Here is an 18826-nt window from a genome sequence, read left to right as displayed (position 1 = left end):
AAGAGCTTAAGACTTGGAGCTTGATTACAGTGATAAACATAATGTGGACTCTTCCATCCCAACACATGTTTAGCACCTTCCGTCAACATCCCCTTGAAGCCCATAGAAGCTACCAAGCCACCAATCTCATCAGAATAAATCAGACTAGAGTTGCGGAACACTTTCGGTTCTTTGCCAAACATCTGCTTCATCTTATCACGTTGACGAAGTACTTCTTCACGGAAGCAATCCTCGTTAGCCAGTGAAGACAAACCATGTGAATAAGGTTCACATAAGAACTCACAACAACCAGTTCCATTTAACTGATGCAATAAATCAATGACTGCCGGAGCATGAATTTCCAATTGTTCCAAGGCTACTCCCGATATAGAAAGCGCTACTTTAAAAGCCCCCCCCGAGTTTTTCGCCATCTCAATCAATGTATTGAGAGCAGGAATATACGAACGTTCAGCGACCTCATTCATACCCGTTTCGTTGGCATAATCATCATAATAATAATGGTCATTACCAATATCGAAGAAACGATAACGTTTCAAATGGATAATCTGATGTATTTCAAAATAAAGACAGATAGTTCTCATTTTTATTTATTGTTTTGTTATTTACCATAGTTTCTTAACACAGCCTCATAGAGAGCACGGATTCTCAAGCCGACTTTTTCCCACGTAATCCCATCTACTTCCTTCTTTCCCTCTTCTTTGAGATATTCGAAAAGAGACGGATTGGTACACAGAGAATGGATAGCGTCAGCCATCGCATGAATATCCCAATAGTCCGTTTTTATCACCTTATCAAGAATCTCACCACATCCAGACTGCTTAGAAATGATGGAAGGTGTTCCACACTGCATAGCTTCCAGCGGAGCAATACCGAAAGGTTCAGAGACAGATGGCATGACAAATACATCACTGTTCTTATAAACCTCATATACCTGCTTACCTTTCATAAAACCCGGGAAATGGAACCGGTCAGCAATACCGCGTTCAGCCACCAAGTTAATCATGGCATTCAACATATCGCCCGAGCCAGCCATGACGAAACGAATATTACGAGTACGACGCAACACAAGCGCAGCAGCTTCTACAAAATATTCCGGTCCTTTCTGCATTGTAATACGTCCGAGGAAAGTGACCACCTTTTCTTTTGAATGATCGGGACGTGGAATATCCAACAGCTCCTGCGACAATGGATAAACAGCATTATGCATTGCAAATACTTTTCTGGGGTCCTGATGATATTCATTAATAACAGTGCGGCGAGTCAACTCGGATACACACATGATACAATCGGCATGATCCATACCATTCTTCTCAATCGAATAAACAGTAGGATTGACTTTGCCACGAGAACGGTCAAAATCAGTAGCGTGCACATGGATACAAAGCGGCTTTCCACTTACCATCTTGGCATGTACGCCGGCAGGATAAGTCAACCAATCATGAGCATGAATAATATCAAACTCCTGCTGACGAGCCACTACTCCGGCAATGATCGAGAAATTGTTAATTTCTTCGTGTAAGTTCCCGGGATAACCACCTGCAAACTCCATACATCCCAAATCATTCACATGCATATAAGAAAAATCGGCATAGATGTGATCACGGAAAGAATAGTACTCCTCTGGTGTCATTTCCAACAAACGGGATTTCAAGTAGTCGTAGTTGACATCACGCCACACGATGGGTACTTGATTCATACCGATTATTTTCAAGAACTTTTCTTCTTCGCCGCTAGGTTTAGGCATACAGAAAATCGTCTCCATATCACCTTGCAGACTCAATCCTTTAGTTATTCCATAAGAAGCAACCGCAAGACCACCATATATTTTGGGAGGGAATTCCCATCCAAACATTAAAACTTTCATCTTCGTTCCTCCTTTTTTAATAATACTTAGACAGTAGCTTTAAGACACGCAGTATTTCTGCTACATTCATCGCGAACGATACTGCGCCACGTCCTTTGAAAGGCGGGTTCCCATCAAACAACTCGGGAATGGAACCAACGCAGTGGCTTGTCATCTCATCATCATAACTAATCAGCTGACGTTCAACGAATGACAACCCGCTCATCTTATAAATTCGAAGATAAGCTTCCAGATAGAATCCCATCAACCAAGGCCAAGCAGTACCCTGATGATAAGCATAATCCCGTTGTATCTGCGGACCTACATAGTTCGGATTATATCCACCGCTCTTCGGACTCAACGAACGAATTCCTTTCGGAGTGAGCAGCTCTTTGGTCACAATATCGAGCACCTGTTTCTTTTGCGCACGATCCAAAGGAGAATAATCAAACGCTACGGTAAATATCATATTAGGACGTACACTCCAGTCCATCATATTACCGTCTACGTAATCAAGCAAATAACCATATTCATTACGGAATACTTCGACAAAAGATTTTCCAGTCACTTCTGCCTGTGCATCAAGTTCATCTGCCAAGTACACATCACCACCTTCACGCACCAAATCAGCGATAAAACGCAGTGCATTATACCATAACGCATTAAATTCAACAATATATCCAGTACGAGGAATCACCGGATGGCCGTTCACAGTAGAATTCATCCATGTAATCGCTTTGTCCGTACCATTGGCAAAAAGTAATCCATTATCATGCAAGAAAAGATTCTCATGTCTTCGCTGACGGATAAACTCCATAATATCTTTCAGAAGCTCTCCATATTTCTGACGGCATTGTTCGCGGGAAGTCTCTTTGGCATATTGCTGCATAGCCCAGACAGCCCAAAGCAAAACGTCAGGATGCTCCATTTCATAAATCTTGTATCCAACAGGTTCTTCATTAATAAAATTACGAATCGCCTTTTCCGCCGTTTTCATCACATCCTCAAACTGGTCGATCTCATCAAGCGCAAGCGTCAGTCCAGGCAAGGCGATAAACATATCACGTGCTCGACATTTAAACCACGGATAACCGGCAAGAATATAATGTTCGTCTTCCTGCTGGTTATGGAACTGGTGAGCGGAATTCTTCAGACAGTGGTAAAAGCTATCACGCGGGGTACGATCAGCTACTTCAGCCTCAAATGTCTGTTTCAATCTACGGGGAGTCACTTCCGAAGTTCCGGCAGAGAATACGATGCTCTCCCCTTTCTTTATATCCACCTCAAAATAACCGGGAACATAAAGATCTTCATTGAAGTCATACCCACGCTCTTGTTCTTTCGGGTATTCAATCCCCCGATACCAATCAGGCATGAAATGAAACTCACACTTTTTATTCAACTGCATATATAGTTCCGGATATCCGGGATACATACAGGTTTTAATACCATTTTCCACAAGTTGATACTCACGGCTTGCCTGCGCATTTTCATGTGTGTACTCACGTACACTCCTGAAAGCGAGGAATGGGCGGAAGCGCAAAGTCGTAGCCGAATGCGCATCCAGCAAAGTATAACGAATCAGGATTCTATTTTCATGATGTACAAAGATTTTTTCTTTGCGGAGGATAACACCTCCGACACGGTAAGTTGTTGCCGGGATATGCTCACAGTCAAACTCGCGGATATACTTGTGTCCGTTAGGACTAAAGTTGTTTCCCTGATATTTGTGCAATCCCAAGTTAAACTCCGCACCGTGTTGAATTACCGTTTCATCAAGAGAAGATAGCAGCACATGATTTTCATCGTCGATATTGGGAACTGGAATTACCAACAGGCCGTGATATTTGCGTGTGTTACAATCAACAATCGTCGTACAATGATAAGCTCCTGCTTTGTTCGTCCGGAGGATTTCTCTTTGAAGAGACTCTTCCAGATTCGTCATGAGGGTCTTGTCAAATCGTAAATAACTCATAGTTGTGCATTATTAAAGGTTAATTTATTGGTCATTATATCGTATATCTATTTATTGTTACATACCGCACATATGGGCTGTAGCATCATATACAACGGGTATAACGCCCAAATGTACAAATTATAGATAAAAACAAAAATAAAAAGGCTTTTTATTTTCAGATTTTGTGCAAATATTCGTAGTATTGCGTAAAATATCTAAAGAAAAGAATGTCATGAAGCAAGATATTCAGCGTATCATGCTGGCTGCAGCAAAGCCTTTGTTTCTTATTTTTATTCTGTATATACTCAAGATTATGGAAGTCGGAATGGACTGGGACTTCTCTCGCTTGGGGGTATATCCTATGGAGAAACGAGGGCTGGTAGGTATTTTAACTCACCCATTGATACACAGCGGATTTAGTCATTTACTGGCAAATACAACTCCTTTATTTTTCTTGTCATGGTGTCTTTTTTACTTTTACCGGGGGATAGCAGGTAAGATTTTTATCCTAATCTGGCTCGGATGCGGACTACTTACTTTTCTTATTGGAAAACCAGGATGGCACATCGGTGCCAGCGGACTGATTTATGGGCTTGCTTTCTTTCTCTTTTTCAGTGGTATTCTCCGCAAATATATTCCACTCATTGCCATCTCTTTACTTGTCACCTTTTTATATGGAGGGATTATATGGCATATGTTTCCTTATTTCTCCCCCACCAATATGTCGTGGGAAGGACATCTTTGCGGAGGAATTATGGGAACACTCTGTGCTTTCGTTTTCGTAAATCACGGACCGCAACGACCGGAACCTTTTGCGGACGAAATGGAAGAGGAAGAAAATACAGAAGAAGAAACAACAGCAGCAGCAGCAGAAGAAGAAGAAGAAAAAGAAACGTTATAAATGCCAACTCGTGCCACCACATTGGCACACTTGTGACATCAAAGTGGCACGATTGTGACAAAGACATGTCACAGTTGTGCCAACACGATGGCACAACCGATACAATAGCTTTCAATTTAATAAGAAAATCAAGACCGATGCAATGCCTCAATCAATAACGTTATATTTGCCGTAAACAATCTTACAGATATAGCCAACAAGATGATACCGAAGAACTTACGAATAATATAAATACCTCCTTTTCCCAGGAAACGTTCTACACGACCGGTCATACTCACTACAAAGTAAACCCAGATCATATTCAAGACTAAAGCTATAATGATATTAACACTGGCATATTCTGCCCGGAGAGAAAGCAAAGTTGTGAAAGCTCCGGCACCTGCCAACAGAGGAAAGACAAGCGGCACCAAAGTTGCTTCTTTGATAGGACCCTGGTTCTTGAAAATCTCAATATCCAGAATCATCTCCAAAGACATAAGGAAAATGACAAATGCACCGGCTACTGCAAACGATTCAATATCTACATGGAAGAGTTTCAGCATCATATCTCCCGCATAGAAGAATCCGATCAGCAAAGCAAAAGAGATGACAGTAGCTTTCATTGCATTCACATCTTTCCCTTTTTCTTTCAGGTTAATTATAATAGGTATAGAGCCGATAATGTCTATCACGGCAAAAAGTACGATAAACGCACTAATCATCTGTTGCCAATTGAAGCCTGCGAACATAATTTCCTCCTTTTTTTCTGCAAATATACTCTATTTTTATGCATTCAAACAATAAAAAAAACAAAAAGAACGGTCGGATGTTGACAGCAGTATTGTATTATGAGTAAATTTGTACGATTAACAAGAGATTACAACATATGGAAACAATGTTCGACACTTTGCTCCAATTGCCTTTATTTCAAGGTCTTTGTCATGAAGATTTCACAAGTATTCTGGATAAGGTCAAGCTACACTTTATCAAGCATAAAGTGGGAGAAACTATCATTGAGAGTGGTAGTCCGTGTAAACAACTCTGCTTCCTGTTAAAAGGAGAGGTTTCTATCGTCACAAGTTCCAAAGAAAATATATACACCGTCATCGAACAGATGGAAGCACCTTATCTGCTGGAACCACAGTCGTTGTTTGGCATGAATACCCATTACACTTCTGCTTATGTGGCACATACGGAAGCGCATACCGTCAGTATCAGCAAAGCATTCGTACTTAGCGACCTGTTCAAATATGAAATATTCCGGCTCAACTACATGAATATTGTCAGTAACCGGGCACAAAATCTTTACTCACGTTTATGGGAAGAGCCGACACAGGATTTAAGAGAGAAAATCATTCGCTTTTTCCTGTTACATTGTGAAAAGGCGCAGGGAGAAAAGATATTCAAAGTAAAAATGGACGACCTTGCCCGTTACTTAGATGATACCCGGTTGAATACATCGAAAGCACTCAACGAGCTACAAGACAAAGGATTATTAGAGTTACGCCGGAAAGAGATTCTTATTCCGGACGCACAGAAGCTGGTAAACAAGTAGATACGGACTGACCAATCAAAAAAAAAAGAAACTATCCATCATAAAAATAGCCTCAACGGAAATTCCTGTTGAGGCTATTTTTATGATGGATAATGTTATTATTCCCATTCAATGGTTGCTGGTGGCTTGGAACTGATATCATAGGTTACACGGTTCACTCCTTTCACCTTATTAATAATATCATTCGATACCTTACCCATAAATTCATAAGGTAAATGTGCCCAGTCGGCTGTCATAGCATCTGTAGATGTCACAGCACGCAAAGCAACCGCTCTTTCATAAGTACGCTCATCTCCCATTACGCCCACAGACTGTACCGGCAACAAGATAACTCCTGCCTGCCATACTTTATCATACAATCCCCAGTCACGCAATCCCTGGATAAAGATATCGTCAGCATCCTGCAGAATACGTACTTTTTCAGGAGTAATATCTCCCAAAATACGCACTGCCAGTCCCGGTCCCGGGAACGGATGACGAGTAATCAGATGCTCCGGCATACCCAGCTCACGACCTACCCGGCGCACTTCATCCTTAAATAACAAACGAAGCGGTTCACACAACTTCAGATTCATCTTTTCAGGAAGACCGCCTACATTATGATGGCTCTTTATCACTGTACCCGTAATAGACAATGACTCAATACAATCCGGATAAATGGTACCCTGCGCCAGCCATTTCACGTCTTTTATCTTGTGAGCCTCCACATCAAATACATCGATGAAGCCCTTACCTATAATCTTACGCTTACTTTCCGGTTCAGCCACACCAGCCAGTTCTGCGAAGAACTTTGCGCTGGCATCAACGCCAATCACATTCAGACCGAGACACTCGTAATCCTTCATCACATTCTTGAACTCATTCTTACGTAGCATACCGTGATCTACAAAGATACAAGTCAAGTTCTTACCGATAGCCTTGTTTAACAACACTGCTGCAACTGAAGAATCAACTCCGCCACTCAAACCGAGAACGACTTTATCATCCCCCAACTGCGCTTTCAGCTCGGCAACCGTACTTTCAATGAAAGAAGCCGGCGACCAGTCTTGTTTGCAACCGCAAACATCTACCACAAAGTTCTTCAGGATTTGGGTTCCGTCTTCACTATGGAATACTTCCGGATGGAATTGAACACCCCATACCTGCTCACCTTCTACCTGATAAGCAGCAATCTCTACTTTATCTGTTGAAGCTATTTTCTTGAAATTATCAGGAATAGCAGTAATCGTATCTCCATGACTCATCCATACCTGCGATCCATCACGTACACCTTTAAATAGCACATTATCTTTACAGAAAGAAGACAAGTGAGCACGTCCATATTCGCGTGTTCCGGCTGGTTCCACTTTTCCGCCATTGGTGTATGACATAAATTGTGCACCATAACAAATACCCAATATCGGATATTTACCACGAATTTCACTCAAATCTACTTTGAAAGCATCTTTATCGTAAACCGAGAAAGGACTTCCGGAGAGAATGACTCCTTTAATAGTAGGGTCTTCTTTAGGAAATTTGTTATAAGGAACAATTTCACAATACGTATCCAATTCACGTACACGACGGCCTATAAGCTGTGTTGTCTGCGAACCGAAATCAAGAATTATTATTTTTTCCTGCATATCAATGGTTGGATTTTGAATAAATTGAGTTGCAAAAGTAGAAAAAAGTACGCAATCTATATTAATAATGAAGAGAAAAATAAAGGAGATTCACAAGTTTATACTTGGAATCCCCTTTATTTTAATTAGAATCAACTATTCTTTTCTTTCAGCAAATCGCGTATCTCCGTCAACAAGACTTCTTCCTTCGTTGGTGCAGGAGGAGCCGGAGGAGTAGCTGGCACTTCTGCCTGTTTTTTAGTTGTCAGTTTCGTAATCAACCGTATAAATAAGAATATAGCAAAAGCAATAATCAGAAAATCAAAGGTGGCTTGCAGAAACTGACCATAATCCAATGTCACGGCCGGAGCTATCTCCTTACCGTCAGCACCGATCTCTGCCGCTTTCATCACCCATTTCAAATCCGTAAAGTTCACACCGCCAACCAGTAAACCAATCGGAGGCATAATAACATTAGCAACCAATGATGATACGATTTTTCCAAACGCACCACCAATAACTACACCGACAGCCATGTCTATGACGTTACCTTTCATGGCAAACGCCTTAAAGTCCTGTAAAAATGTGCTCTTTCCCATCTTTTTTCAATATTTAATGTGAATTTAATATGCGAATATAAAAACATTTTTGTAATTTTGCACCGCATTTGAAAATAAAACAAGTGCGCAGGTCGAGAGATATTTGAACAAATATTATAAAACCCTTAAAAGTTTAAACAAAATGATTAAAGTAGGTATTAATGGATTCGGACGTATCGGACGTTTCGTTTTCCGCGCTGCAATGGAGAGAAACGATATTCAAATCGTAGGTATCAATGACCTTTGCCCGGTTGATTACTTGGCTTACATGCTGAAGTATGACACGATGCACGGACAGTTCAACGGTACTATCGAAGCAGATGTTGAAAACAGCAAACTGATCGTTAACGGTCAAGCTATCCGTATCACAGCTGAAAGAAATCCGGCTGACTTGAAATGGAATGAAGTAGGTGCAGAATACGTTGTTGAATCTACAGGTTTGTTCTTGAGCAAAGACAAAGCTCAGGCTCACATCGAAGCTGGTGCAAAATATGTTGTAATGTCAGCTCCTTCTAAAGATGACACTCCGATGTTCGTTTGCGGTGTAAACGAAAAAACATATGTAAAAGGTACTCAATTCGTATCTAACGCTTCTTGTACTACTAACTGTTTGGCTCCTATCGCTAAAGTATTGAACGACAAGTTCGGTATCCTTGACGGTTTGATGACTACAGTTCACTCTACAACTGCTACTCAGAAAACAGTTGACGGTCCTTCTATGAAAGACTGGAGAGGTGGTCGTGCTGCTTCTGGCAACATCATTCCTTCTTCTACTGGTGCTGCTAAAGCTGTAGGTAAGGTAATCCCTGCATTGAACGGCAAATTGACTGGTATGTCTATGCGTGTTCCGACTTTGGACGTATCTGTAGTTGACTTGACAGTTAACTTGGCTAAACCGGCTACTTACGCTGAAATCTGCGCTGCAATGAAAGAAGCTTCTGAAGGCGAATTGAAAGGTATCCTGGGTTACACTGAAGATGCAGTAGTTTCTTCTGACTTCCTGGGTGACGCTCGTACTTCTATCTTCGACGCTAAAGCAGGTATCGCTTTGACTGATACTTTCGTTAAAGTTGTATCTTGGTATGACAACGAAATCGGTTACTCTAACAAAGTTCTTGACTTGATCGCTCACATGGCATCAGTTAACGCTTAATTAGAAGCCTGAACAATATAGAAACCGCTGCGGGAAACCGTAGCGGTTTTTTTATACATTTCATTTTATATATTGTTAAAAAGCAACGTGTTATCCGTTGAATAAGCTACAATTTTAGTAGCTTTGTAACTCTATGGAGAGATTATTAATAACATTGATACTAGTTTGCACTATGAACAATATAACAAATGCCCAGAATCCTTTCTACGGGCAATACCATACGCCGCACGAAACCGTGCCGTTTGACCGGATTGAAACTGAACATTATGAGCCTGCTATCCTCGAAGGAATCAAGCTACAAAATGCTGAAATAGAGGCCATCATACAGAATCCGGAAAAGGCTGATTTTACCAATACGATAGAAGCTTTCGAAGAGTCAGGGGAATTACTGGACAAAGTAGTTGCCGTCTTCGGTAATATGTTGAGCGCAGAAACGAATGACGATCTACAAGAACTCGCTCAAAAGATTATGCCGTTGCTTAGTGAACACAGCAATAATATCACACTGAACGAAAAGCTATTCGCACGTGTGAAGGAAGTGTATAACCAAAAAGAGACTTTGCAACTGACACAGGAACAAAAACAGTTACTGGAAAATGCATATAACAGTTTTATTCGTCATGGCGCCAATTTAGAAGGAGAAGCACGGGAAGAATACCGTCGTCTGACTACCGAATTGAGTAAATTGACGCTTACCTTCAGTGAAAACAACCTGAAAGAGACGAATGCTTATCAAATGCTGTTAACGAAAAAAGAGAGCCTCGCCGGACTACCTGAAATTATCATAGAAGCAGCTGCAGAAACGGCCAAGAACGAAGAAAAAGAAGGATGGGCATTCACACTTCACGCTCCGAGCTATATTCCTTTCATGACGTATTCTGACAATCGGGATTTACGTCAAAAACTCTATATGGCTTATAATACCAAATGTACACACGATAACGAATTCAATAATATCGACATCGTAAAAAAGATAGCCAATACACGCATGAAAATAGCCCAGTTACTGGGATACAAAGATTATGCGGAATATACGCTAAAGAAAAGAATGGCTGAAAACAGCAAGTCGGTATACAAGCTGCTCAACCAACTGCTGGAAGCATACACTCCTACTGCACAACAAGAATATAAAGAGATACAAGAACTGGCTCGCAAAGAACAGGGAGCTGATTTCGTTGTCATGCCTTGGGACTGGAGTTATTATTCAAATAAACTAAAGGACAAAAAATTCAATATCAACGAAGAAATGCTCCGCCCTTACTTCGAACTGGAACAAGTGAAGAAAGGAGTGTTTGGCTTGGCAGAAAAGTTATATGGAATCACTTTCCGGAAAAATACAGAAATTCCGGTTTACCATAAAGAGGTGGAAGCCTTTGAAGTGTTTGATAAAGACGGTAAATTTTTAGCCGTCTTATACACCGATTTCCATCCGCGTCCGGGAAAGCGGGCCGGAGCCTGGATGACGAGTTATAAGGACCAATGGATAGATAAAAAGACCGGTAAAAACAGCCGCCCTCATGTATCCGTTGTGATGAACTTCACCAAGCCAACCGAGAATAAGCCCGCTTTATTGACTTTCAATGAAGTAGAAACATTCTTGCATGAGTTCGGGCATAGTCTGCACGGTATGTTTGCCAATTCTACTTACAGGAGTTTAAGTGGAACCAATGTATATTGGGATTTCGTGGAGCTTCCCTCGCAAATTATGGAAAATTTCGCCATAGAGAAAGATTTCCTCAATACCTTTGCCCGCCATTATCAGACGGGAGAAGTATTGCCGGATGAATTGATAAAACGCCTTGTAGATGCATCAAACTTCAATGTTGCGTATGCTTGTCTACGACAAATAAGTTTCGGTTTACTTGATATGGCATGGTATACGCGCAACACTCCTTTTGAAGGAGATGTGAAAGCTTATGAACAAGAAGCCTGGAAGGATGCGCAAATATTGCCGGTAGTACAAGAAGCTTGTATGAGTACGCAATTCTCCCACATCTTTGCCGGTGGATATGCCGCCGGATACTATAGCTACAAATGGGCGGAAGTATTGGATGCCGACGCATTTTCATTATTCAAGCAAAAAGGGATATTCAATCAGGAAGTGGCAGACTCATTCCGCAATAATATTCTGTCGAAAGGAGGAACGGAACATCCGATGATACTTTATAAACGTTTCCGCGGACAGGAACCGAGCATTGATGCTTTGCTAATCAGAAATGGGATAAAGAAATAAGTAGTAAATATTAAGTTATTAGATATTAAATATGAAGAGAAGTATATTTCAAATAGTAGGATTGCTTTTATTGCTTCCTTTATTTTCAGGATGTAATGATTCGGACGATGTAGCTGCCATCTTTACAGGAAAAACCTGGAAACTAAATTATATCACAGTAGATGGAGGTCATGAGATGTTTGGCTTTTGGGAGAATGAAGAACAAGAGAAAGCAAGTATTAAAGAGCTTAATAAAAACGGTACATATAATATTGTATTTGATGGCACAGTAGATGGAGATGTTATGAACGGAAATATAAAAGGAACTGTAATTGCAACCAGTACTTTTGAAGGAAAATGGAATGCCAACGCCAAAAACAATAGCTTCAAAGCTACAGTTACCACTGCAGGTAGTTATGGCGACGACAAACTCGCCAAAAATTTTATAGAGGGGCTTAATGCAGCTACATCTTACGAAGGAGATAGTAATAACTTATACCTTTTATACAAACCGGCATCCGGTAAACAAACTTTCCGTATGGTTTTCCGGGTAGTAAGCAGTAAATAGTAAACAACATGGACACTGAAAAGAAACAATTAGAACTTGACAAACGTTATATACGTATGGCCAGTATATGGGCTGAAAATTCCTATTGTCAACGCCGTAAAGTAGGAGCTTTAATTGTTAAGGATAAAATGATTATCTCCGACGGATATAATGGAACACCTTCCGGATTCGAGAATGTATGTGAAGATGAAAACAACCTGACAAAACCATACGTTCTGCATGCGGAAGCCAATGCCATTACCAAAATAGCGCGTTCAAATAACAGTAGCGACGGTGCTACCATGTACGTCACCGCCTCTCCTTGCATCGAATGTGCAAAGTTAATCATACAGGCAGGAATCAAACGGGTAGTTTATTCCGAGCATTACCGCCTGGAAGATGGAATAGAGTTATTAAAACGGGCGGGAATCGAAGTTATCTACACAGAGTTAGATGATAATTCCTCTCCAAATAAATAAGAAGACGAACGTTTTAAAAAAGGAATAGACATGAGTACAAAAAACTCTTCACGTTTTACACCTGTCATCATAGCAGTCAGTGTGGTAGTCGGGATTCTTATCGGTACATTTTATGCCAAGCATTTTGCCGGCAACCGTTTGGGTATCATTAATGGTTCCTCCAATAAGCTAAACGCTTTGTTACGCATTGTAGACGATCAATATGTCGACACCGTAAACATGGCCGATTTGGTAGAAAAAGCCATGCCGCAAATTCTAGCCGAACTGGATCCGCATTCAACTTATATCCCAGCCCAAAATCTCGAAGAAGTCAACTCTGAACTGGAAGGCAGCTTCAGCGGAATTGGTATCCAGTTTACCATACAGAATGACACCATTCATGTCAATGCTGTTGTTCAGGGAGGTCCTTCTGAAAAGATAGGATTAATGGCGGGCGACCGTATTGTTACTGTAGACGATAGCTTGTTTGTCGGCAAGAAAGTAACGAACGAACGGGCTATGCGCACCTTGAAAGGTCCGAAAGGCTCACAGGTAAAATTGGGAATCAAACGAACAGGAGAAAAGGACTTATTACACTTCAACATCACACGTGGAGACATTCCTCAAAATACCGTAGATGCTGCTTACATGGTGAACGACGATATCGGTTATGTGAAAGTCAGCAAATTCGGACGTACCAGCCATGTAGAATTGCTTAATGCATTAGCACAACTCAACCACAAAAAATGCAAAGGTCTAATCATTGACCTGCGCGGTAATACCGGAGGATATATGGAAGCTGCCATCCGCATGGTAAATGAATTCTTGCCTGAAGGCAAGTTGATCGTATATACTCAAGGTCGTAAATATCCACGTGCAGAAGAATTTGCCAACGGTACGGGTAGTTGTCAGAAAATGCCGCTCGTTGTATTGATTGACGAAGGTTCTGCTTCCGCCAGTGAAATTTTCACCGGAGCTATTCAAGATAACGACCGGGGTACAGTTGTAGGACGCCGTTCTTTCGGTAAGGGACTTGTGCAACAGCCTATCGATTTCAGTGACGGATCGGCTATCCGCCTGACAATCGCCCGCTACTACACCCCATCCGGACGTTGCATCCAACGCCCATACGAAAGTGGTAAAGATCGTAACTACGAGCTGGATTTATACACCCGTTACGAACATGGAGAATTTTTCTCACGTGATAGTATCAAGCAGAATGAGAGCGAACGTTATAATACCAGCTTAGGACGTATTGTGTATGGCGGTGGTGGTATCATGCCGGATATATTCGTACCGCAGGATACAACGGGAGTCACTTCTTATCTATCGACAGTTATTAACCGGGGACTGACTATTCAGTTCACATTCCAATACACCGACAATAACCGAAAGAAGTTAAACCAATACGAGACTGAGGAAGAATTACTGAACTATCTTCGTCATCAGGGTTTGGTGGAACAGTTTGTCCGTTTTGCCGACAGTAAAGGAGTGAAAAGAAGAAATATCCTCATTCAGAAATCATACAAACTATTGGAAAAGAACCTCTTTGGCAACATCATCTACAATATGCTTGGATTGGAAGCTTATCTCCAATACTTCAACAAGACAGATGCCACTGTCATTAAAGGTATTGAGATACTTGAAAAAGGAGAAGCTTTCCCCAAAGCCCCGGTAGCCGGTGAAGAAGAAGTGACGAAGGATAAAAAAGATGGAAAGAAAAAAAGAACTGCGCAAGCATATAGCATTACTGAAGACCCAACACGCGGATTCAACTATGCGAAAGCTGCAATCAGCTAATATACTTGCCGCCCTTGAAGCCCATCCGGCTTTCAGGGCGGCAAATACTGTATTACTATACCATTCGCTGAATGATGAAGTAGATACACATGCCTTTATTCAAAAATGGAGTAGCGAAAAGCGGATTCTACTCCCTGTAGTAGTAGGCGATGATTTAGAACTACGGATATACACCGGACCGGAAGACATGTCAATCAGCGGTATCTACGGTATAGCAGAACCAACCGGAGAAATATTCACAGACTATGCGGCCATAGACTTCATCGTCGTTCCCGGAGTAGCTTTCGATGCTAAAGGTAACCGTTTGGGGCGGGGAAAAGGATATTATGACCGTCTCCTGCCACGCATACCATCAGCCTATAAAGCAGGAATCTGTTTCCCATTTCAATTAGTAGAAGAAGTTCCGGCGGAATCATTCGACATCCGCATGGATATAATCATAACAATCAATGAAGACGAATTATCACACCCACACCACCCGCTGCCATCATGCGACAGGGAGTGACGAAGAATTTGTTTTAAGTGCCATCAAAGGCGGCTATCAAGAATTAGGCTTTTCTGACCACACTCCGTGGAAATATCACACTGATTATATATCCGACATTCGGATGCTTCCCGAAGAGTTACCGGGATATGTGGAAAGTATCCGTTCGCTGCAAGAGAAATATAAAAATCAAATCAGCATAAAAATAGGATTGGAATGCGAATACTTTCCTGAATACATACACTGGTTAAAAGGAATCATCAAAGAATATAAACTGGACTATATCATCTTCGGAAATCACCATTTTCACACAGATGAGAAGTTCCCCTACTTCGGCCGGAATACAGATTCGATAGACATGCTCGAACTCTATGAAGAGAGTGCCATTGAAGGAATGGAAAGCGGACTATTTGCCTACCTTGCCCATCCGGATTTATTTATGCGTTCTTACCCCGAGTTTGATCGTCATTGTAAGCTAGTCAGCAGACATATCTGCCGGACGGCAGTACGGTTAAACTTACCGTTGGAATATAATATCGGATATGAAGAGTACAATGATATTCATGGTATTACTACCATTCCTCATCCGGATTTCTGGAAAATAGCCGCCCATGAAGGTTGCACCGCTATCATCGGCGTAGACGCCCATAACAATCAATATTTGGAAAATCCTTTTTATTACAACCGTGCAACCGAAACACTCCGGAAGCTAGGTATAAAGGTTACAGACAGAATATCTTTCTTCAACGAAAAATAATATTTGTAATTACGATAGCTCCGACTCTCTGATTCAGCGTGCGCACCAATACCTCACGTCCCATCATCAATTCCTGACGAAGAGCTGCGGAAGTCAGATGCACGTATAGTGTCTGATTACGAATATAAAGATTGCTGGTATAAGCCGCCGCCGGTCCCAAAATTTGAGGCCAGGCATCCAGCAGTCTTTGTTCGTTCAGCGGAGATTCCAAACTCTCCTGACGAAGAAACTGTTGAATCAGTTTTCCTATTTGTTCGGCATCATTGCGCTTCATTATCAGCCTCCGTTTCTTGAATTGTACCCTCTTCTACACGAAATATTTTATAATCGCTGCCTACCTTATGTAAAATACGGTCTAGATGCCCCCGGTTCGTATCCGTTATAAATATCTGCCCGAAATTATCTCCAGCCACCAGCTTCACTATTTGCTCTACACGGGAAGCATCCAACTTATCGAAAATATCATCTAATAATAATAAAGGAACAGTCCGGCCGGTACGCTTCAAGAAATCAAATTGCGCCAGTTTCAATGCTACCAGATACGTTTTGTTCTGTCCCTGCGAACCTTCTTTCTTTATCGGGAATTCACCCAACAACATATTCAACTCATCTTTATGAATCCCACGCAAAGAGAATCCCATTATCTTATCCCTCTCCCTGCTTTGCTTCAACACTTCCAACAAAGAAGCATCCCGCGCATGAGACTCATAAGATAATCCCACCACCTCTTTATCCTGCGAGATAAAGGAATAGAAAGATTGGAAAATAGGAATAAACTCCCGGATAAACGCTTCACGTTTCTGGAATACGATTGCACCGGCTTGCGCCATCATCTCCTCCCATACAAGAAACAGCTCCTCCTCCACCGGAAACTCACTCTTCAACAATGTGTTGCGCTGCGCCAATGCTTTATTATACCGTATCAGCGCTTCAAGATATTCCTTATCATACTGCGAAATCACTACATCCATAAACCGACGACGCTCCTCACTTCCCCCGGCTATCAATTCGGAATCGGCAGGTGAAACCATCACCAAAGGCAGAAAACCGATGTGGTCCGAAAAACGGCTATATTCTTTCTTATTCCGCTTAAATTGTTTCTTCGAACGGCGTTTCATCCCACAATAAATCTCTTCAGGAGTCCCGTCCTCCGCTTCATAAAAGCCCTGAATCACGAAAAAGTCTTGTTCATGACGAATATTTTGAGAATCAATCGGGTTTCCGGAGCTCTTACAGAAAGACAAGAAATACACCGCATCCAGCAAATTCGTCTTTCCCATTCCATTCAATCCGAAAAAACAATTCAGCTTAGCAGAGAATACCAGTTCTACCTCTTCCAGATTCTTATAGTTTAATATAGATATTCGTTTCAGTATCATTGTGTACACGTTAATTTGTTCACAAAAGTAGCAAGATTTTCGTGGTTTTCGGGTGTAAAACAAAAAAAGATGCTTCTAAATTTCGTTTGTAGATATAAAAAAACTACTTTTGCGAGTCGAAATATCAAACTGTGAATAATAACAAAAAGAATCATATAAAATGGCAGAACAAAAGAATCAGAACGAACATCTGAACGTAGAAGATGCACTGACACAATCGGAAGCATTTCTTATCAAGTACAAAAACGCAATTATTGGCGGTGTTGTTGCTGTGATTATTATTGTAGCAGGTTTTATCATGTACAAAAACCTCTATGCTGAACCACGTGAAGAAAAGGCACAGGCAGCTCTTTTCAAAGGACAGGAATACTTTGAGCAGGATGCTTTTGAGCAGGCTTTGAACGGTGACAGCATCGGTTATACAGGTTTCCTGAAAGTTGCTGATGACTACAGCGGAACAAAAGCTGCAAATTTGGCAAAAGCTTATGCTGGTATTTGCTATGCACAACTTGGCAAATATGAAGAAGCAGTGAAGATGCTGGACAGCTTCAATGGAAAAGACCAAATGGTTGCTCCGGCAATCTTGGGCGCTGCAGGTAACTGCTATGCACAACTTGGTCAATTAGACAAAGCGGCTTCTACTTTACTGTCGGCAGCAGACAAAGCTGACAACAACACATTAAGCCCGATCTTCCTGATACAAGCCGGTGAAATCCTGGTAAAACAGGGAAAATATGACGATGCTGTAAACGCTTACACTAAGATCAAGGATAAATACTTCCAATCTTATCAGGCTATGGACATCGACAAATATATCGAGCAAGCTAAATTGATGAAAAAATAATATTCCATCTATTATATAAGGGAATCGAGGCACGGATTACACCGGATTAAGCGGACTATCTATTAAAACCGTGGAATCCGTGAAATCCGTGCCTTTCTTCTTTAATCTCTCATACTCTCAAATCTTCATTTTATAATTCTCAACTTTTAATTAACTATGGCAACAGCTTACCATAACTTATCCGAATATGATTTCAATTCCGTTCCGAATGCAGAAGCAATGAAATTTGGTATCGTCGTATCCGAATGGAATTTCAATATTACCGGTGCTTTACTGAAAGGTGCAGTCGATACATTAAAAAAACATGGAGCAAAAGATGAAAATATCCTGGTGAAAACTGTACCGGGAAGTTTCGAACTTACCTTTGGAGCCAACCAAATGATGGAAAATTGCGATCTTGATGCAATTATTGCAATTGGTTGCGTAATTAAAGGAGATACCCCACATTTTGATTATGTTTGCATGGGAGCAACCCAAGGAATTACCGAATTAAACGCAACTGGCGATATACCAGTTATTTACGGATTAATTACCACAAATACAATGGAGCAAGCAGAGGATCGTGCCGGTGGCAAACTGGGTAACAAAGGAGATGAATGTGCAATTACTGCAATAAAAATGATCGATTTTGTTTGGAGTTTAAATAAATAGTTGTATCTTTGCACCGCAATTGAGAAACAAACCTCCTCAAAAGCAAAAAAAGGGCAAATACCAGAGTGGCCAAATGGGGCAGACTGTAAATCTGCTGTCTTTCGAC

18 protein-coding genes and 1 pseudogene are annotated in these 18826 nt (G+C 41.2%); 11 read left to right on the top strand and 8 right to left on the bottom strand.

The window, feature by feature from the left end; all coding sequences use genetic code 11:
- The 3 genes and pseudogenes from ACT8YW_RS16090 to ACT8YW_RS16080 all read right to left on the bottom strand — a co-directional run.
- A pseudogene (locus tag ACT8YW_RS16090) lies at nucleotides 1–581 on the bottom strand (alpha-amylase); the annotation flags it as partial.
- A gap of 17 nt (nucleotides 582–598) precedes the next feature.
- Nucleotides 599–1864, bottom strand: coding sequence for a glycosyltransferase family 4 protein (locus ACT8YW_RS16085; protein ID WP_004301784.1), 1266 nt, complete (start codon nucleotides 1862–1864; stop codon nucleotides 599–601).
- A 16-nt stretch (nucleotides 1865–1880) separates the two neighbouring features.
- Nucleotides 1881–3818 carry a glycogen debranching enzyme N-terminal domain-containing protein gene (locus ACT8YW_RS16080; RefSeq protein ID WP_444106116.1) on the bottom strand — a complete coding sequence of 646 codons (1938 nt, stop codon included), beginning with the start codon at nucleotides 3816–3818 and terminating at the stop codon, nucleotides 1881–1883.
- A 214-nt stretch (nucleotides 3819–4032) separates the two neighbouring features.
- Here ACT8YW_RS16080 and ACT8YW_RS16075 point away from each other — a divergent pair, with 214 nt between their 5' ends.
- Nucleotides 4033–4701: a rhomboid family intramembrane serine protease gene (locus tag ACT8YW_RS16075; protein ID WP_444106114.1), complete on the top strand. Its 669-nt coding sequence runs from the start codon at nucleotides 4033–4035 to the stop codon at nucleotides 4699–4701.
- Between the two features lie 128 nt (nucleotides 4702–4829).
- Here ACT8YW_RS16075 and ACT8YW_RS16070 read toward each other — a convergent pair whose 3' ends face one another.
- Complete coding sequence (locus ACT8YW_RS16070; protein WP_004301781.1) at nucleotides 4830–5429, bottom strand: MarC family protein; 600 nt, start codon at nucleotides 5427–5429, stop codon at nucleotides 4830–4832.
- A gap of 137 nt (nucleotides 5430–5566) precedes the next feature.
- Here ACT8YW_RS16070 and ACT8YW_RS16065 point away from each other — a divergent pair, with 137 nt between their 5' ends.
- Nucleotides 5567–6235, top strand: coding sequence for a Crp/Fnr family transcriptional regulator (locus ACT8YW_RS16065; RefSeq protein WP_444106112.1), 669 nt, complete (start codon nucleotides 5567–5569; stop codon nucleotides 6233–6235).
- 98 nt (nucleotides 6236–6333) lie between these two features.
- Here the strand turns inward: ACT8YW_RS16065 and guaA are convergent, their stop codons facing one another.
- Nucleotides 6334–7857: a glutamine-hydrolyzing GMP synthase gene (gene guaA / locus ACT8YW_RS16060; protein ID WP_444106110.1), complete on the bottom strand. Its 1524-nt coding sequence runs from the start codon at nucleotides 7855–7857 to the stop codon at nucleotides 6334–6336.
- A 131-nt stretch (nucleotides 7858–7988) separates the two neighbouring features.
- Entirely contained in the window at nucleotides 7989–8435 is a 447-nt protein-coding gene (gene mscL / locus ACT8YW_RS16055; RefSeq protein ID WP_004301777.1) for a large-conductance mechanosensitive channel protein MscL, read from the bottom strand.
- A gap of 142 nt (nucleotides 8436–8577) precedes the next feature.
- Here mscL and gap point away from each other — a divergent pair, with 142 nt between their 5' ends.
- The 7 genes from gap (at nucleotide 8578) to ACT8YW_RS16020 (ending at nucleotide 15846) form a co-directional block, all read left to right on the top strand.
- Entirely contained in the window at nucleotides 8578–9588 is a 1011-nt protein-coding gene (gene gap, locus ACT8YW_RS16050) for a type I glyceraldehyde-3-phosphate dehydrogenase (RefSeq protein WP_004301776.1), read from the top strand.
- 172 nt (nucleotides 9589–9760) lie between these two features.
- The gene (locus ACT8YW_RS16045) at nucleotides 9761–11821 is read left to right on the top strand and encodes a M3 family metallopeptidase (RefSeq protein WP_444106108.1); all 2061 of its coding nucleotides are present in this window, start codon (nucleotides 9761–9763) and stop codon (nucleotides 11819–11821) included.
- Nucleotides 11822–11852: 31 nt separating this feature from the next.
- Entirely contained in the window at nucleotides 11853–12368 is a 516-nt protein-coding gene (locus ACT8YW_RS16040) for a DUF4847 family protein (protein ID WP_444106106.1), read from the top strand.
- An 8-nt stretch (nucleotides 12369–12376) separates the two neighbouring features.
- A complete protein-coding gene (locus ACT8YW_RS16035) occupies nucleotides 12377–12826 on the top strand; it encodes a dCMP deaminase family protein (RefSeq protein ID WP_004301773.1) in 450 nt (149 codons plus the stop codon).
- 30 nt (nucleotides 12827–12856) lie between these two features.
- Nucleotides 12857–14605 (top strand): S41 family peptidase, encoded by a 1749-nt coding sequence (locus tag ACT8YW_RS16030; RefSeq protein ID WP_444106103.1) that lies wholly within the window; start codon nucleotides 12857–12859, stop codon nucleotides 14603–14605.
- Entirely contained in the window at nucleotides 14583–15110 is a 528-nt protein-coding gene (locus tag ACT8YW_RS16025; RefSeq protein ID WP_004308571.1) for a 5-formyltetrahydrofolate cyclo-ligase, read from the top strand. Before ACT8YW_RS16030 ends, ACT8YW_RS16025 begins: the two co-directional genes overlap by 23 nt.
- Nucleotides 15055–15846 (top strand): histidinol-phosphatase, encoded by a 792-nt coding sequence (locus tag ACT8YW_RS16020; protein ID WP_444106101.1) that lies wholly within the window; start codon nucleotides 15055–15057, stop codon nucleotides 15844–15846. Before ACT8YW_RS16025 ends, ACT8YW_RS16020 begins: the two co-directional genes overlap by 56 nt.
- Here the strand turns inward: ACT8YW_RS16020 and ACT8YW_RS16015 are convergent.
- Entirely contained in the window at nucleotides 15833–16120 is a 288-nt protein-coding gene (locus ACT8YW_RS16015) for a DUF721 domain-containing protein (protein WP_444106099.1), read from the bottom strand. The two genes, ACT8YW_RS16020 and ACT8YW_RS16015, sit on opposite strands and share 14 nt — an antisense overlap.
- Entirely contained in the window at nucleotides 16107–17225 is a 1119-nt protein-coding gene (recF, locus tag ACT8YW_RS16010; protein ID WP_444106097.1) for a DNA replication/repair protein RecF, read from the bottom strand. Before recF ends, ACT8YW_RS16015 begins: the two co-directional genes overlap by 14 nt.
- 160 nt (nucleotides 17226–17385) lie before the next feature.
- Between recF and ACT8YW_RS16005 the strand changes: the two genes are divergently transcribed.
- A complete protein-coding gene (locus ACT8YW_RS16005) occupies nucleotides 17386–18069 on the top strand; it encodes a tetratricopeptide repeat protein (protein WP_004301767.1) in 684 nt (227 codons plus the stop codon).
- A gap of 156 nt (nucleotides 18070–18225) precedes the next feature.
- Entirely contained in the window at nucleotides 18226–18720 is a 495-nt protein-coding gene (gene ribH / locus ACT8YW_RS16000; RefSeq protein ID WP_004301766.1) for a 6,7-dimethyl-8-ribityllumazine synthase, read from the top strand.
- Nucleotides 18721–18826: the final 106 nt, after the last annotated feature.

The organism is Bacteroides sp., from assembly GCF_052357945.1.
In the GTDB taxonomy this organism is placed as follows: Bacteria; Bacteroidota; Bacteroidia; order Bacteroidales; family Bacteroidaceae; genus Bacteroides.
This window is presented reverse-complemented; position numbering and strand designations above follow the sequence as displayed.

Excerpts from the sequence above, each read along its gene's own strand:
- ACT8YW_RS16085 (WP_004301784.1), bottom strand. The coding sequence starts at position 1,864 with ATGAAAGTTTTAATGTTTGGATGGGAATTCCCTCCCAAAATATATGGT.
- ACT8YW_RS16080 (WP_444106116.1), bottom strand. The coding sequence starts at position 3,818 with ATGAGTTATTTACGATTTGACAAGACCCTCATGACGAATCTGGAAGAG.
- ACT8YW_RS16075 (WP_444106114.1), top strand. The coding sequence starts at position 4,033 with ATGAAGCAAGATATTCAGCGTATCATGCTGGCTGCAGCAAAGCCTTTG.
- ACT8YW_RS16070 (WP_004301781.1), bottom strand. The coding sequence starts at position 5,429 with ATGTTCGCAGGCTTCAATTGGCAACAGATGATTAGTGCGTTTATCGTA.
- ACT8YW_RS16065 (WP_444106112.1), top strand. The coding sequence starts at position 5,567 with ATGGAAACAATGTTCGACACTTTGCTCCAATTGCCTTTATTTCAAGGT.
- guaA (WP_444106110.1), bottom strand. The coding sequence starts at position 7,857 with ATGCAGGAAAAAATAATAATTCTTGATTTCGGTTCGCAGACAACACAG.
- mscL (WP_004301777.1), bottom strand. The coding sequence starts at position 8,435 with ATGGGAAAGAGCACATTTTTACAGGACTTTAAGGCGTTTGCCATGAAA.
- gap (WP_004301776.1), top strand. The coding sequence starts at position 8,578 with ATGATTAAAGTAGGTATTAATGGATTCGGACGTATCGGACGTTTCGTT.
- ACT8YW_RS16045 (WP_444106108.1), top strand. The coding sequence starts at position 9,761 with ATGAACAATATAACAAATGCCCAGAATCCTTTCTACGGGCAATACCAT.
- ACT8YW_RS16040 (WP_444106106.1), top strand. The coding sequence starts at position 11,853 with ATGAAGAGAAGTATATTTCAAATAGTAGGATTGCTTTTATTGCTTCCT.
- ACT8YW_RS16035 (WP_004301773.1), top strand. The coding sequence starts at position 12,377 with ATGGACACTGAAAAGAAACAATTAGAACTTGACAAACGTTATATACGT.
- ACT8YW_RS16030 (WP_444106103.1), top strand. The coding sequence starts at position 12,857 with ATGAGTACAAAAAACTCTTCACGTTTTACACCTGTCATCATAGCAGTC.
- ACT8YW_RS16025 (WP_004308571.1), top strand. The coding sequence starts at position 14,583 with ATGCGAAAGCTGCAATCAGCTAATATACTTGCCGCCCTTGAAGCCCAT.
- ACT8YW_RS16020 (WP_444106101.1), top strand. The coding sequence starts at position 15,055 with ATGAAGACGAATTATCACACCCACACCACCCGCTGCCATCATGCGACA.
- ACT8YW_RS16015 (WP_444106099.1), bottom strand. The coding sequence starts at position 16,120 with ATGAAGCGCAATGATGCCGAACAAATAGGAAAACTGATTCAACAGTTT.
- recF (WP_444106097.1), bottom strand. The coding sequence starts at position 17,225 with ATGATACTGAAACGAATATCTATATTAAACTATAAGAATCTGGAAGAG.
- ACT8YW_RS16005 (WP_004301767.1), top strand. The coding sequence starts at position 17,386 with ATGGCAGAACAAAAGAATCAGAACGAACATCTGAACGTAGAAGATGCA.
- ribH (WP_004301766.1), top strand. The coding sequence starts at position 18,226 with ATGGCAACAGCTTACCATAACTTATCCGAATATGATTTCAATTCCGTT.